The following is a 14,919-nucleotide window of genomic DNA, read 5'->3' as shown; positions in this document are numbered from 1 at the left end:
GGTGGTCCGTCGGTCAGACCGTCAGGACAATCTTGCCCTGGACGTGGCCGGCGCCGACCAGCTCGTGCGCCTTGCCGGCCTCCTCCAACGGGAAGGTCTCCTCCACGTACGGACGAATCGCACCCGCGTCGACCAGCTCGGCGATCGCCTCGAGGGCCGCGTAGTCCGGCTCGACCGAGATGCCCACGAAGCGTCGCCCGGCCGCCTCGACGCGTGCGGCGAGCTCGGCGTCGCCGTGCTCCAGGATGGAGACGAGCGTGCCGCCCGGGCGCACCGCACCCAGCACGAGGTCGCCCTGGGCGGCGGAGTCGAAGACGATGTCGGCGTCCTTGACGGTCTCGGTGAAGTCGGTCGCCCGGTTGTCGATGACCTCGTCGGCGCCGAGGCCGCGGACGAACTCGTGCCGGGCGGCACTGGCGAGGGCGATCACATGGGCGCCGCGCGCCTTGGCGATCTGCACAGCGAAGTGCCCGACGCCGCCCGCCGCCCGGTGGATCACCACCCGGTCACCCGCCTTGACGCCCGCCCCCTGCACCAGACCCTGCCAGGCGGTGAGCGCCGCGAGGGGGATGGCGGCGGCGTGCGCGTGGTCGACGGAGGTGGGCTTGCGGGCCACCTGACGGGACGGGACCAGGACGTACTCGGCGTATCCGGTGGCCGCGCGCGGGAAGTACGGCATCCCGTACACCTCGTCGCCCTCCTTGAACCGGGCGCCGGGGCCCGCCTCCTCGACCACACCGGAGATGTCCCAGCCGACGCCGAACGGCGGCTCGCCCAGCAGCGGGTAGGCGCCGGACCGGACGGCCAGGTCCACCGGGTTGACCGCGCTGGCGTGCACCTTGACGAGGAGCTCGCCGCCCAGCGGCTTGGGACGGTCGGTCTCCACGACCTCGAGGACCTCGGGGCCGCCGAAGGACTTCTGGATCACTGCACGCACGGTAACTCTCCCTAAGTCTGCACACGTTGGCGTCCGGATCGAGATCCGGCTCGGTGTGCGCTGCTTGATGTCCTCAACCTTAGGGAGATCGAACGAGCCGCAGAATGGCCTTCCGTCTCACTTATATGTCCCAGCGTCTCGCCGCCCGATGCTCCCGGAGCAAGAAGGAAGGGTGGCCAGGCTTCAGTGCAGCCGCGGTGTCGTGCCCGGCCCCCAGCCCTGCCGGTACCGGGCGGCCGCAGCACCCGCGGCGAACGCGGCCGAGGACGCGGGGGAGGTGCCCACGCGCCAGTCGATCTCCTTCACCGCCTGGTACCAGATGACGCCGATGATGTCGCGGTGGCGGGGCAGCGCGCGGAACATGCCGGTGATCCACTCGGCCTTGCGCCCGGCCGCGTCCGTGGCGCCGACCTCGGTGATGACGAGCGGCTTGCGGGTGAAGCGGCGCAGCTCGGTGCGGCTGGGGGTGAAGAGGGCGTCGAACGACTGGTAGTTCTCCTTGCCCACGGTGCCGTAGTAGCCGGACAGGCCCACCCAGTCCACGTAGGCGTCCCCGGGGTAGAGGCGGTGCAGCGGAGTGGAGTTGGTGTAGCTGACGTTGGGGCTCCACACCCACACCACGTTGCGCGCGCCCACCGCGTCGAAGACCTGGTGGACGTGGCGCCACGCCTGGACGTACTCCCCGCGGCCGTTGCCGTTGGACTGCTCGCACCAGGGGTACCAGTAGCCGTTCATCTCATGGGCGAAGCGGATGGCCACCGGGTAGCCGAGCTGTGCGATGCCCCGCGCCCAGGACCGTACGTACGCGTCGAAGTCGCCGTCGACGATCCGCGACAGGCGGTACGCGGGTTGTTCGCCGCGCAGCCTGGGCTCCTTCGCCTCCTTGCGGTGGTCCCACGGCTCCCAGGCGACCAGGGGCAGCATGCCCCGCTCGGCGACCCGGTCGATCGCCGCCGCGTCGAAGCGGTCGTGCGCCCAGTCGGCCGAGAACTCGAAGACCTGGGGCCGGTGCCGGGTCTGGCGGGCGAAGTCGGCCGCCTCCGTGAAGTCATGGGTGCCCTGGGAGGTGAAGACGCCGAGGAAGGTGTTTCCCGGGGCGGGGAAGGGTGTGGTGGGGTGCGGTGTGCCCGAGGCGCCGGGCAGCCGGGTCGTCGGGGGGAGCACGGCGTCGGCGCGGGCGGCCGCCGCGCGGCGATCGCGGTCCGCGAGGTCCGGGGCCACCTGGAAGGTGTACCAGCACAGCACGACGGCGCAGAGCAGCGCGAGCACCCGGGGCGCGGTGATCCTCACGGGTCGGCCCTCGCCGTACGCAGGCGCGCGGAGACGCCCTCGGCCAGCGCCAGCAGCGGCGGCGCCGACCCGGCCGCCAGGCACAGCAGCGTCCAGATCCGCATGCCCGTGTAGTCGTGGTGATGGAGGAAGCTGACGACCAGCAGGCCCCCGGCCAGCAGCGCCCAGATCAGATGCAGCCGGAAGGTGCGCGGTGACTCGGAGCTGCGCAGCTCGCCCTTGGCGGTGACGACGTACGCGAGCGGGCGGCGCAGCAGGGCGTTCACCGCGGCCGCGATGTACACGGGCCCGGCGAACAGGGTCAGCAGGATGCCCGCCGTGCCGATCTCGCGCCGCTCGTGTTCGGCGAGGTGGAACCGGCGCAGCCACAGCCACAGCGCGAACGACCCAGCCATGCCCGCCGACCACAGCAGGAACCAGGGCAGGCCCGGCAGTTGGATCGAGTTCACCCCGAGCAGCATGTACAGAGCGGTGGCGAGGGTGCCCAGCGCCAGGTTCACCGCGATGCTCGGGTAGTAGAACTGCACCAGGTCGTACAGCAGCCGCTGACGGGGACGGAGCCGGATGCCCTGCCTCAGACGCGGGTTGAGCTTGATCTCCCAGATGCCGTACGCCCAGCGCTTCTGCTGGTTGAAGTAGTCGGTCCAGGTCGTCGGGCCCTCGCCCACGGCCACCACGTCCGGGGTGTAGACGCCCTTCCAGCCGTTGCCGGTCGCGGGGTTTTGCGTGCCGTGCACCCTCATGCTCGTCAGATGGTCCTCGATGATGGAGTCCTGGTAGCCGCCGATCTGCCGCCAGGCGGCCACCCGGTAGAGGTGGTTGGTGCCGATCAGCAACGGCGCGTCGAGGCCGTTGCCGCCGCGCTCGACGATGCTGCTGAAGAGGTACTGCTGCACGGAGGCGCCGTGCGCGACCCAGTTTTCGTAGGCGTTCCCGTACACCTGCGGGGCGACCACGAACGCGGTGTCGGGGTCGTGGAAGTAGCCCAGGGTCCGCTCCAGGAAGCACGGCAGCGGCACGTGGTCCGGATCCATCTGCGCGACCACGTCGTACCGGTCCTCGTGCTCGGCGCGCCAGGCGTTGTGGTTGCCGGACTTGGTGCGGGCGCGGAACGGGCCGGACGGCTGGTTGTACTGGGGCCGGTCCTTGCGGCTGAAGTGGTGGACGCCCAGACGCGCGGCCATCTGCCGTACGACCGGGTCGTTGCCCTCGTCCAGGATCCACACGTCCACGGCGCAGTCCCAGCGCTCCACCTCCAGCATGGCGCGCAGCGTCCGCTGCACGACGGCCAGGGGCTCCTTCGACGGCACGATCGTCGTCAGCATGGCGACCCGCAGCCTGCCTGGTGGGGTCATGGGGACGGGGTCCCGTGCCCGGAAGGCGAACACCCAGATCGCCACCGCCTGCACGACTTTGATCACCTCCACCACGATGACCAGGCAGAATCCGACCCGGGCCAGACACAGCCAGCAGCCGCCCAGCCCGGTGACGCCTGGGCCGGGCACATGCTCGGGCAGGAGCAGCCAGCCGATGAAGACGAGGTCGGCCACGGCGGTCGCGGTGACCAGCGCCGTGAGCGAGATCCGGTCACGCGTGCACAGCACGGAGAAGAACCCGACTTCCGGGCGCGGGTTGGCCAGCGGACCGCAGCCCCGGGCGGCGTACCGGTAGTTGGTGACGGCCGACGCGTTGCGGCGGCGCCTCTCCTCGGCGCGCCGGTCCAGCCGGGATGGATATCTGGACATGTCCCCCCTTGCTGACCAACAACATCACTCTGGCGTGAAAAGGCCGCTACTTGCGGTGAGTAGGACTGCCGTCGTCCGCTGTCCGGTTCCCGCCCCCCTGCTGTGGTCGGGTGTTCGGGCGCGCGTCAGAGGCGCACGGCGTACAGGGCGCTGTCGTCGCAGCCGAAGTACACCGTGTCCTCGGCGACGGCCGGGGAGTGCACCGGAGCGGGGGCGAGATGGCTCCAGAGCTCGCGGCCCGTCGCGGCGTCCAGCGCGTAGAGCCTGCTGTCGTCGCTGCCCACGTACACCACCGCTCCCGCCACGGCAGGGGCGTGCACATCGCCCGCGGCCATGAACGTCCAGACGGTCTTCCCGGTGGCCGCCTCCAGCGCGTACAGCGCCTTGCCGCCTCCCACGTACACCAGCCCCCGCGCGAGGGCCGGGCTGGAGCCGACGGACGCGCCCTGGAACCGCCAGACCTGCTGGCCGGTGCCCGCGTCCACCGCGTACAGGCCGCCGTCGGTGCTGCCGAAGTGGACGAGGCCGCTCGCCACGGCCGGAATGCCGGAGACGGCGCCCCGGGTGGTGAACGCCCACTGCTTCTCGCCGGTGGCCGCGTTCACCGAGTACAGGTTGGTGTCGCTGCTGCCCACGTACACCGACTCGCCGGACACGGCGGGGGAGTGTGTGTCGTTGCCGGCGGTGAAGGCCCAGCGGCGCCTGCCGGAGGCCGCGTCCACGGCGTACAGCCGGTGGTCGGCGCTGCCGACGTAGGCGACCCCGCCGGTCACCACCGGGGTGTGCACGATGCCCTGGGTCGTGAACCGCCAATGGACCGAGCCCGAGCGCGCGTCGAAGGCGTACAGGACCCGGTCGTCGCCGCCCAGATAGACGCTGCCGCCCAGCACGGCGGGCGCGGACCCGATGGCCGCACCGGTCGTGTACGCCCACCGCCGCCGCCCGTCGGCCGTCCCCAGCGCGTACAGCGTGCCGTCGTTGCTCGCCGCGTAGACCAGGTCACCCGCCACTCTGGGGTACGACAGGACGGTGCCGGTGGTCGCGGAGCGCCAGCGCGGGGAGCCCCGCCCGGACGGCCCGCCGCCGCGCGAGAGCGCCCAGCCGGCGGCCGCCGCGCCCCCGGCCGCCAGGGCGCCGACGGCGGTGTGGAGAGCACGCCGACGGCCGACCGGCCGCCCGGGAGGGGCCTGCGGCGGCTGCTCGGGGCGCAGAGGTACGGAGAGGGGCGGCCCGGTCGTGGAGGTCGGGGCGTCCGGGAGGGCCGGCGCCGTGTCCTCGCCGTGCCACGGCTCCGGCAGCCAGCCCGGGGCGAGCAGCTCCACCGGTGACCGCCCGCCGGTCAGAGCGTGCATCAGCGCGGGCAGCTCGGGCCGGTCGGCGGGCTTCTTCGCCAGGCACCAGCCGATCAGGTCGCGCAACCCCGTGGGCACCGCCTGGAGATCGGGCCGCTCGTTCACCACCCGGTACAGCAGCGCCGGCACCGACGCCTCCCCGAACGGGCTGGTGCCGGTCGCCGCGTAGGCCAGCACCGAACCGAGTGAGAACACGTCGGACGACGGCTCGATGCGGAACCCCTGGATCTGCTCGGGCGACATATAGCCCGGGGAGCCGATCGTGGTGCCGGTCAGGGTCAGCCCGGTGTGCTCGCAGAGCCGGGAGATCCCGAAGTCGATGACGCGCGGCCCGTCCTGGGCGAGCAGGACGTTGGCGGGCTTGAGGTCCCGGTGGATCAGGGACGCGCCGTGGATCGCGGTGAGCGCCTCCACCAGCGCCGCGCCGAGCGCCCGTACGGACTGCTCGGGGAGGGGGCCGCTCTTCTGCACCGCGCGCTGGAGGGAGGGGCCCGGGATGTACGCCGTCGCCAGCCACGGCATGGGGCCCTCGGGGTCGGCGTCGACCACTCCGGCCGTGAAGAAGCCGCTCACGGCACGGGAGGCGATCACTTCACGGGCGAACCGCTGGCGGAAGGCCGGGTCCTGTACGTACTCCGGTCGGATGACCTTGATCGCGACCTTTCGGCCGCTCGGGGAGTAGCCGAGGTAGACCCGGCCCATGCCGCCGCTGCCCAGCTGGGCGACCAGCCGGTACGGCCCCACGGTGGCCGGGTCGTCAGACCCCAACGGCTCCAACGCGCCCCCCGGGTCGCATCCTGTCCTTCACCACGTCGCTCGCCATCGACGGGCCACGGAAAGCGTAGCGCCGGTCAGGCCCCGCCGCTCACGCCCGGAGCGACGAACCGGCGGTGCAGCGGCAGCAGTTGGATGTCAGGCTGACCGACGATCCCGGCCTTCTCGACGGCGGGCGCGAGGCGTTCGCCGAAGAACCGCTCGAAGTCCTCCTGGGACTCCCAGACGTCGGTGACGCGCAGGACGCCGGATTCGAACCACGCCACGTGCAGACAGGCCCCGTCGGCACCTGCTCCTCCCAGTCCACCGCCTCACGCACCGCGTCGTACTGCTCGGGGGTGACCCCCGCCCAGCTCAGCGAAAGGACAACAGCCATCGACCAACCCTCTCCCGATCCCAAGCCCGGACTCCGCGTCGGGCGGGCCAATTCTCGCCGCGGGGGTCCGGTTTGGGGCGCTGTGGCCGAGGGCGTGCGGCAGCGTTTCGGGAGCACGTACGGGGACCTTCGCGCCCCCGGGGCCGACGGCCGGGCCCGTCACCCGGCACCGAGGGCGGCCAGATCCACCGGACAGGCCCTGGGCCGCCACCCGTCCAGCGGCGGTCGGCGCGCCGGGGCGGCGGCGGGGCGCGAGCCTGGGGCTGTTGCCCGTCGACAGCGTCCCAGGAGAACTCAGTGCCCCGTCCCCGACGTCTGCTCCGTGGTGCGCTCGCAGCCGCCGTCCTCGCCCCGGCGCTGCCCGCCGCGACGGCGGCCGCCGAAGAGCCCGGGGCTCCGACGCCCGGGGCGGCGCGGACGGGCCAGGTCGAGTGGGCCGAGGGAAGCTTCCGGGCCGTCTGCGAAACCCGGCAGGGGGCCGCGCCCGACCGGCGCACCCTCCGGTTCTTCGACGACGCGCCGATGGAGGCGGTGGCCTCGCACATCGCACGGGACCGGCAGGGGACCCTGCTGTGGACCGGGCACCTCGCGGGCCGCCCCGACCGGCCGGTCAGCCTCGCCATCGACCGGGCGTGCGGACCCGGTGTGCCGAGGGTGGCCGGTGAGGTGCACCTGGGCAGCAAGCGGTACGTGATCGACGCCGACCGGCCGGGGTCCTCCACGGTGCGCGAGCTGACCTTCGCCCGGACGACGCCCGCGCGCGACGATGTCGTACGGGTCGAAGCCCGGCAGGGGCCCAGTTCGTCCCGGACCGCCCGGAAGACGCGGCAGGCGCGACGGGTTGGGCAGCACGGGCCGCTCGGGCCGCTCGGGCAGGTTCGGCAGATGAAGCCGGAGCCGGAGCCGCGTGCCGCCATCACCGCACCCGTCATCGACCTGCTCATCGGCTACACCCCCCAGACCGTCCGCAACACCCAGGGCGGGGTGGAGGCGCTGGACCTGAAGGTGAAGGCCGCGGTCGCGGGGACCAACGCCGCCTACTCCGACAGCACCGTCACCGCCCGGCTCAACCTGCTGGGCACCTTCACCACCCAGGAGTGGACGGGCGACGACAGCGACACCGAGGGCATCACCAGCGCGCTGTCGGACCCGCAGAGCGTGCGCTACTCCGGCGCGTTCGCCACCGACGCGCGCAACCGGCGCGACGAGAAGGGGGCGGACCTGCTGCACGTGCTCACCCAGTTCACCCCCGTACTGGGCAGCCTCTACACCGCGGGTACGGCCAGCGCCCCCTCGCTGCCCCGGATCATCCCCGGCGCCGATCCCTCGTACAGCAGCGACGGCGCGGCCTTCGGTGCCCAGCAGGTCGACACCCTGGGCACCTACCACCTGGCGCACGAGATCGGGCACAACTTCGGCCTCAGCCACGACTACCACACCGACCCCGTCGACCCCGCCGACAAGGACTACCGGCGCGGCAACCTCAACCCGTACTACCCCGACAACCACGGCTACCTGCCCGCCGACCGCACCTGGACGGACATCATGGGGTACACCATGGCGTGCGCCGACGAGGCCAAATGCGAGACGAAGCTGTGGTTCTCCAACCCCCGCCAGACGTACGACAACGTGCCCCGGGGTGTGCCGCTGGGCCGGCCCAACCCCGCCGACTGCGTCCGCGTCATGAACCTCACCGGCCCCGTGCTCGCCAACTACCGCACGCCGGCATCCCCTACGGCACCGGCGGCCCGGTACGCGCTCACCGCGGCCCCGGACAGCCCCGAGCACGGCACCGTCACGCCCGCCGCGACCGGCCTGTTCGACAAGGGCGACCAGGTCACCGTGACCGCCACGCCCAAGGCGGGCTACACGGTCGCCTCCTGGGCGGTGGACGGCACCCTCCAGTCCAGCCGGGCGAACGAGCTGACCGTCACGATGGACGGCAACCACTATGTGACCGCGAAGTTCGCCGTCGTGGCGAACGGCGCCCTACAGGGCGGTGACGTATGACCCGGCCGGGACGCCGGTGGGTGCCCGGCCGCCGGCGTGGCCCTGGGGCCCGTCGGCCGACCCGGCCCGTACATGGGCGGCCCATCGGCGCGGTTACGCGGCCGGGCCCGCCCGCGCCGCTAGCCTCGCCCCCATGACTGACACCTTTGAGCACAACCCCCGGGTGTGGACCGCGGCGCGCCTGCGCGAAGCCCTCCAGGGGCTGCCGGACGACACCCCCATCCACGTCGGTGTCGCGGACGGGCCGGGCGACTTCGACGGGTACACCGAGTACGCGCTGGTCAACCTGGAGCCGGTCGAGAAGGACCCCATGTCCGCCGGGCCCGCCGGGGCGGCCGCCGGGCACGGCGACGTGGAGTACACGCTCTTCGCGGACTTCAAGGCGGGCCAGTACCACTACGACCTGGACTGACCGCCGGCGTTACTCGAAGCGCGAGGTGTCGCCCGCCCCACGGCGTACGATCTCGACCTCGCCGCCGGAGAAGTCGATGACGGTGGTCGGCTCGGTGCCGCAGTCGCCCGAGTCGATCACGGCGTCCACCACGTGGTCGAGGCGCTCCTTGATCTCCCAGCCCTGCGTCATCGGCTCGGCCTCGTCGGGCAGGAGCAGGGTGCTGGAGAGCAGCGGCTCGCCCAGGTCGGCCAGCAGGGCCTGGGTGACGGTGTGGTCCGGAATGCGCACCCCGACGGTCTTCTTCTTGGGGTGCAGCAGCTGGCGCGGCACCTCCCTGGTGGCGGGGAGGATGAAGGTGTAACTGCCCGGCGTCGCCGACTTGATGGCGCGGAACACATCGTTGTCGATCTGCACGAACTGGCCGAGCTGCGCGAACGTCTCACACACCAGGGTGAAGTGGTGGCGGTCGTCGAGCTGCCGGATCGCCCGGATCCGGTCGATGCCGTCACGGTTGCCGAGCTGGCACCCCAGGGCGTAGCAGGAGTCCGTCGGATACGCCACGAGCGCGCCGGACCGGATGCTGTCGGTCACGCTGCTGATGGTGCGCCGCTGCGGATTGTCGGGGTGCACGTCGAAGTACTTCGCCATCCGCCGAGTCTACGGGCCGCGCCACGATAGTTCCCAAGGCGCCCGTTCACTCGTCGGGGTGGTGGCATGATCGCGGCGGACCCGGCCCCTGGAGACCTTCGCGAGCGTGGCCCCGGACCGGGATCCGCACGAGTGGTGAACCGGGCGGCCCCGGGGACGGGCCGCCCGCGCCGGGCTGCTCAGGAACGCCGGGCTGCTCAGGAACAAGGGGTGCTCAGGAACGAGGACTGCTCAGGAACGAGGGCCGAGGGCGTCCACCACCAGGTCCGCGAGGAGGCGGCCCGCCGTGCCGTCCGGGTCGAGATCGGGGTCGTAGATCGTGAGGTTGAAGCCCACGCAGCGCTCCGACCGCACCAAGGCGCCCAGGAGCGGTGCGAGTTCGTCGGGCAGCAGCCCGCCGGGGTCGGGGCTGTCGACGGCGGGCATCACGCTCGGGTCGAGGACATCGGCGTCCAGATGCACCCAGAACCCGTCGAGCGCCTCCGTCTCCAGGGACTCGCGGACCGATGCGCCGATCTCCGCCGGGCCCCACTGCCTGATCTCCCCGACCGTCGCCGTGGGGATCTTCAGCTCGGCGAACTCCGCCCGGTCCTCGTCGTCGTCCCGCATCCCCAGGATCCGGACGTCCTCGTCGCGTACGTACGGACGCAGCCCCTCCAGATCGGTCAGGTCGGCCTGGCCGCGCCCGGTGCCCAGGGCCAGCTCCTCACCGCCGGCCGCGCCGATCCGGTCGGAGTTGCCCGGGTGACGGAAGTCGGCGGAGCCGTCGATCACCACGATCCCGTACCGGCCGGTGCGGCGCAGCGCCAGCGAGGCGCCGAGCTGAATGGAGCAGTCCCCGCCGAGCACGACGGGGAAGTCGCCGGACCGGACGTGGTGTTCGACGCGGTCGGCGAGCTTGCGGGTGTACGAGGCGATGGCGGCCGCGTTGAAGACGCCGTCGCCCTCCTGCCAGTCGCCCCGGTCGTAGCGGGGCGGCACCACCACCCCGCCCTCGTGCGCCCCGAGCCGCCGTACGATGCCGAACTCCCGCATGGCTCCGGCGAGTTTGTAGCAGCCGGGGACCGTACCCGGGGCGGGCGGGCGCAGGCCGAGGTTGGACGGGGCGTCGATGACCACGAGACGTCGCATGCCCCACATCGTTGTCGAGGACAGCCCCGTCCTCAACAAGGATTCGCGGGCGTCAGGACGTCACGGCGTCACGGCGTCAGGATGTCAGGCGCAGGGCCTGGGCCACGTCCGCCGTCCGGGCCGAGGACGTGGTGGACTCGTAACCGCCGCGCATCGAGGCGTCCGGGTCCTTGAGACCGTTGCCCGTCACGGTGACCACCACGCGCTGCCCGGCGTCGAGGCGGCCCGCGCGGTGCTCGGCGAGCAGCCCCGCGATGCCGGCGGCGGAGGCGGGCTCGACGAAGACGCCCTCGTGGCGGGCGACGAGGCGGTACGCGTCGAGGATCTGCTCGTCGGTGACGGCGCCGATCAGACCGCCGGAGCTGTCGCGCGCCGCGATCGCGCCCGTCCACGAGGCGGGGTTGCCGATACGGATCGCGGTGGCCACCGTCTCCGGCTCGGCCACCACCTCGCCGTGCACCAGCGGCGCCGCGCCCGCGGCCTGGAAGCCCCAGAGCCGGGGCCTGCGGGTGGCGAGCCCGGCGGTGCCGTACGCGTCGTAGCCCCGCCAGACGGCGGTGATGTTCCCGGCGTTGCCGACCGGCAGGCAGTGGATGTCCGGCGCGTCGCCCAGTGCGTCCACGACCTCGAACGCGACGGTCTGCTGGCCCGCCAGACGGTGGTCGTTGACGGAGTTCACCAGCGCGACCGGGTGGTGCTCGGCCAGTTCGCGGGCGATGCGCAGACAGTCGTCGAAGGAGCCGGTCACCTCGACGATCTCGGCGCCGTAGCGGACCGCCTGGGCGAGCTTCCCGAGGGCGATGTGGCCCCGGGGGACCAGGACGGCGGCGCCGATGCCCGCGCGGGCCGCGTACGCGGCGGCCGAGGCGCTGGTGTTGCCGGTCGAGGCGCACACCACCGTGCGCGCGCCCGCCTCCACGGCCTTGCTGACCGCCACCGTCATGCCCCGGTCCTTGAAGGAGCCGGTGGGGTTGGCGCCCTCCACCTTCAGCCACACGTCGCAGCCGGTCAGCGCGGACAGATGGGCGGCCGGGACGAGCGGCGTGTTGCCCTCGTGGAGCGAGATGACGGGCGTGGTGTCCGTGACGGGCAGCCATGCGCGGTAGCCGTCGATGAGGCCGCGCCAGGGGCGGGTCCGTACGGAGGTGGTGGTGATGGCGGAAGAGCGCTCGTCTATGGTCACGAATGTTACTCTAACCCGAGATCTTCAGGAGATGCGAAACAATCGTTTCATCACCGGCGATGGCGGCGGGGAGTGGCATGGCGAACGACGACGAGGTGGCGGCCCGGCTCGGCGCGGTCTATCCGGAGCTGCCGCGCGGGGAGCAGGCCATCGTGCGGGTGCTGCTCGACGACTACCCGTTCGCCGCCCTGGGCTCGCTGCGCTCCCTCGCGGACCGGGCGAAGGTCAGCCCGCCGACCGCCTCCCGGCTCTTCGCCCGGCTCGGCTGGTCCGGCTTCGCCGACTTCCAGGCCGCGGTCCGGGCCGAGGGCCGCGAGCACGACCGCTCCCGGCTGCGCGAATTCGTGGCCACCGCCCCCGACGGCCCGCGCCGGGCGGCCGAGCAGCTCAGGGCCGGGCTCGACGCCACGATCGCCGCGGCCGGCGAACCCCTGCTCGGCCGGATCGCCGCGCTGCTCTCCCAGGCGCGCGGGGTGTGGGGGATGGGCGGCCCCCTGAGCGAACTCGCCGCCGACTATCTGGTCCGCCAGCTGGCCAGCCTGCGCCCGGGGGTGCGCCGGGTCCCGGACGGGGCGGCCGAGCGCGCCCGGGTCCTGCTCGACCTGGGCCCGGGCGACCTGGTCGTCGCGTACGACTTCCGCCGCTACAGCGACACCACCGCGCGGTTCGTAGGCGCGGCCCGGGCGCGTGGGACGCGGCTCGTGCTGGTCACCGACGCCTGGGAGTCCCCGCTCGCCGCACAGGCCGAGGTGCTGCTGCGGCTGCCCCGCGACGCGGCGGGCCCCATCGCCCCCCTCACCCACGAGATCGCCGTGACCGAACTGATTCTGGTCGCGGCCGTCCCGCTGCTCACCGAGTCGCCGGGGCGGCTGGAAAATCTCGACGCCCTCACGGCGGAGCTCGGCCAGGACTGAGCGGATGGACCCCCGGGGGGCGTGCGGCGACGCCGCCTCTCGGACCGTGCGCGCAGGGCGCCGGTCTTCGCGCCCTGCCGGGCCGCTCGGGCGGTACGAGACGGTGGCACGGTCCGATCGCCGCACGGGAAGGCCCATCGATGCCACGAGCTGCGCAGCCGACCACCGCGACCCCCACGACCCCCGCGAGCGAAGAGGCCTCCCCGCCCCTCTGCGTGGCCCGTGGCGGGGGCTCGACGGTGGTCGTGCGCAGCGTCGTGGCGTCGCCGCCCACGCGTCGCTCCCCGCTCGAATCCGGCCGCCGCAGACGCGGCCTCGCGGACGCCGCCGGGCCCGCCGGATCCGCGCGGTGATCCCCGCCCAGGCCTCCCGTCCCGGCAGGGACGCGCACGTGGTGGTCGTCGGAGCGGGGTTCTCCGGCATCGGCGCCGCGATCCGGCTGCGGCAGGCGGGGTTCCGGGACGTGGTCGTCCTGGAGAAGGCGCCCCAACTCGGCGGCACCTGGCGGGAGAACACCTATCCGGGCTGCGCCTGCGACGTGCCCTCCACGCTCTACAGCTACTCGTTCGCCCCGGACACCGCCTGGTCGAGGGTGTTCGCCGGGCAGCGGGAGATCCACGCCTATCTGGGGGCGACGGCCGAGCGGTACGGGGTCGGCGAGGTGCTGCGCTGCGGGGTGCGGGTGCGGGCGGCCCGCTGGGACCCGGCGGCCGCGCGCTGGCGCCTGGAGACCAGCGACGGGTCCTACAGCGCGGCGGTCCTGGTCCTTGCCACCGGTCCGTGGCACGTGCCGCGCCCGCTGGAGGTGCCCGGCGTCGAGGACTTCGCCGGACCGGTGCTCCACACCGCCCGCTGGGACCACGGCGTCGACCTGGCCGGCCGCCGCGTGGCCGTGGTGGGCAGCGGCGCCTCGGCGGTCCAGGTCGTCCCCGAGATCGTCTCCCGCGCCGCGCAGGTGCGGCTCTTCCAGCGGACCGCCCCGTGGGTGCTGCCCAAGCCCGATGTGCCGGTCCCGGCGGTGTTCAACTGGTGCCTGGACCGCGTGCCCGGCGCCCGCAGGGCCCTGCGCGCCGGGCAGTACGGCCTCCAGGAGGCTCTGGGTTGCGCCTTCCGCCACCCGGAGCTCGCCCGGCTGATCGAGGCGGGAGCCCGGGCGCACCTGCGCCTCGCGGTCCGCGACCGGCGCACCCGCCAGGCGCTCACACCGGACTACCGGCTGGGCTGCAAGCGCCTTCTGACCTCCAGTACGTACTACCAGGCCGTGTCGCAGGCGCACGTCCACCTCCACCCCACCGCCGTGGCGGCCGTGCGCGAGAAGGAGGTCGTCGGCGCCGACGGAACGGTGGCAGAGGCCGACGTCCTCGTCACCGCCACCGGCTTCCGGGTCGGTGAACTGCCGCTGGCCGACGGCCTGTACGACGCCGACGGCCGTACGCTCCGCGCGGCCTGGGCCGGTGAGCCGCAGGCGTACCTGGGCAGCAGCGTCAGCGGTTTCCCCAACCTCTTCCTGCTCCTCGGGCCGAATCTGCTCGGCGGTTCGACCTCCGCGATCAGCGTCCTCGAAGCCCAGCTGACCTACCTCACCGGCGCCCTCGCCCATCTCCGGCGCACCGGGCACGCCGCCCTGGACGTGCGGCCCGCAGCGCAGGCCGCGTACAACACGGCGGTGCAGGAGGCGCTGCGCGGCACCGTCTACAACACCGGCGGCTGCACCAGCTACTACCTCGCGCCCAGCGGGCGCAACACCTTCGCCTGGCCGTGGTCCACCGGACGCCTGGTCCGCCGGCTGAGCCGTTTCGACGCCGGCGCGTACACCTGGCACGCGCCTGCTGTCCGCGGGCCGGAACTGCCCGAGACGGCCGAGGCGTTCTGAGGAAGCACCCATCGCCGCCCGGCAGGGGCGCCGGTTCGTGACGCCGTCCGTGCGGCGCCGCAATGGCCGTGCGGAACCTGGGCCGACCACTACTGGCGGTAAGGAGTAACCGCGGGAAAACGACGATGCTTTCCGGCGGCCGGGTGAGGCGACCCGGCCGCCGTTCGTTCGGTCGCCGGGTTGTTTCTGGATCTCCGACTTCTCGGCCCCGACTTCCCGGCCCCGACTTCCCGGCCCCGACTTCCCGGACCCGGATTCGCGGATTCCCGGATACCTGGATTCCCGTTTCCGG

The 14,919-nt window shown here is 73.1% G+C and carries 12 protein-coding genes and 1 pseudogene; 5 read left to right on the top strand and 8 right to left on the bottom strand.

Annotated elements, in window-relative coordinates; all coding sequences use genetic code 11:
* Positions 1-13: 13 nt before the first annotated feature.
* The 5 genes from AB0G17_RS23140 to AB0G17_RS23120 all read right to left on the bottom strand — a co-directional run bounded on the left by AB0G17_RS23140 (position 14) and on the right by AB0G17_RS23120 (position 6,364).
* Positions 14-937 (bottom strand): NADP-dependent oxidoreductase, encoded by a 924-nt coding sequence (locus AB0G17_RS23140; RefSeq protein WP_361385864.1) that lies wholly within the window; start codon positions 935-937, stop codon positions 14-16.
* A 183-nt stretch (positions 938-1,120) separates the two neighbouring features.
* A complete protein-coding gene (locus AB0G17_RS23135) occupies positions 1,121-2,227 on the bottom strand; it encodes a glycosyl hydrolase (RefSeq protein ID WP_361385861.1) in 1,107 nt (368 codons plus the stop codon).
* On the bottom strand, positions 2,224-3,972 hold the full coding sequence (locus AB0G17_RS23130; RefSeq protein ID WP_361385858.1) for a glycosyltransferase family 2 protein: 1,749 nt from the start codon (positions 3,970-3,972) through the stop codon (positions 2,224-2,226). The genes AB0G17_RS23135 and AB0G17_RS23130 overlap by 4 nt, the downstream gene beginning before the upstream one ends.
* 125 nt (positions 3,973-4,097) lie before the next feature.
* Entirely contained in the window at positions 4,098-6,092 is a 1,995-nt protein-coding gene (locus tag AB0G17_RS23125; protein WP_361385855.1) for a serine/threonine-protein kinase, read from the bottom strand.
* A gap of 83 nt (positions 6,093-6,175) precedes the next feature.
* Positions 6,176-6,364, bottom strand: coding sequence for a hypothetical protein (locus AB0G17_RS23120; RefSeq protein WP_361385852.1), 189 nt, complete (start codon positions 6,362-6,364; stop codon positions 6,176-6,178).
* Positions 6,365-6,771: 407 nt separating this feature from the next.
* On the opposite strand from AB0G17_RS23120, the gene AB0G17_RS23115 reads away from it, so the two are divergent.
* Both AB0G17_RS23115 and AB0G17_RS23110 read left to right on the top strand, forming a co-directional pair.
* Complete coding sequence (locus AB0G17_RS23115) at positions 6,772-8,484, top strand: reprolysin-like metallopeptidase (RefSeq protein ID WP_361385849.1); 1,713 nt, start codon at positions 6,772-6,774, stop codon at positions 8,482-8,484.
* A gap of 133 nt (positions 8,485-8,617) precedes the next feature.
* The gene (locus tag AB0G17_RS23110) at positions 8,618-8,896 is read left to right on the top strand and encodes a DUF6225 family protein (RefSeq protein WP_361385846.1); all 279 of its coding nucleotides are present in this window, start codon (positions 8,618-8,620) and stop codon (positions 8,894-8,896) included.
* Between the two features lie 9 nt (positions 8,897-8,905).
* Here AB0G17_RS23110 and AB0G17_RS23105 read toward each other — a convergent pair whose 3' ends face one another.
* The 3 genes and pseudogenes from AB0G17_RS23105 to thrC form a co-directional block, all read right to left on the bottom strand.
* Complete coding sequence (locus tag AB0G17_RS23105) at positions 8,906-9,526, bottom strand: L-threonylcarbamoyladenylate synthase (protein WP_361385843.1); 621 nt, start codon at positions 9,524-9,526, stop codon at positions 8,906-8,908.
* Positions 9,527-9,757: 231 nt separating this feature from the next.
* The gene (locus AB0G17_RS23100) at positions 9,758-10,657 is read right to left on the bottom strand and encodes an arginase family protein (RefSeq protein WP_361385840.1); all 900 of its coding nucleotides are present in this window, start codon (positions 10,655-10,657) and stop codon (positions 9,758-9,760) included.
* Positions 10,658-10,802: 145 nt separating this feature from the next.
* Positions 10,803-11,813 (bottom strand): annotated as a pseudogene (thrC, locus tag AB0G17_RS23095) (threonine synthase); the annotation flags it as partial.
* 104 nt (positions 11,814-11,917) lie between these two features.
* Between thrC and AB0G17_RS23090 the strand changes: the two are divergent.
* The 3 genes from AB0G17_RS23090 (at position 11,918) to AB0G17_RS23080 (ending at position 14,627) form a co-directional block, all read left to right on the top strand.
* Positions 11,918-12,754 (top strand): MurR/RpiR family transcriptional regulator, encoded by an 837-nt coding sequence (locus AB0G17_RS23090; RefSeq protein ID WP_361385837.1) that lies wholly within the window; start codon positions 11,918-11,920, stop codon positions 12,752-12,754.
* Positions 12,755-12,894: 140 nt separating this feature from the next.
* Entirely contained in the window at positions 12,895-13,107 is a 213-nt protein-coding gene (locus tag AB0G17_RS23085) for a hypothetical protein (RefSeq protein ID WP_361385835.1), read from the top strand.
* Positions 13,104-14,627: an NAD(P)/FAD-dependent oxidoreductase gene (locus tag AB0G17_RS23080; RefSeq protein ID WP_361385832.1), complete on the top strand. Its 1,524-nt coding sequence runs from the start codon at positions 13,104-13,106 to the stop codon at positions 14,625-14,627. The genes AB0G17_RS23085 and AB0G17_RS23080 overlap by 4 nt, the downstream gene beginning before the upstream one ends.
* Positions 14,628-14,919: the final 292 nt, after the last annotated feature.

It is taken from the genome of Streptomyces sp. NPDC023838, assembly GCF_040639555.1.
Lineage (GTDB): Bacteria > Actinomycetota > Actinomycetes > Streptomycetales > Streptomycetaceae > Streptomyces.
The sequence above is the reverse complement of the archived record's forward strand: the minus strand, read 5'-3'. Positions and strand labels throughout refer to the sequence as shown.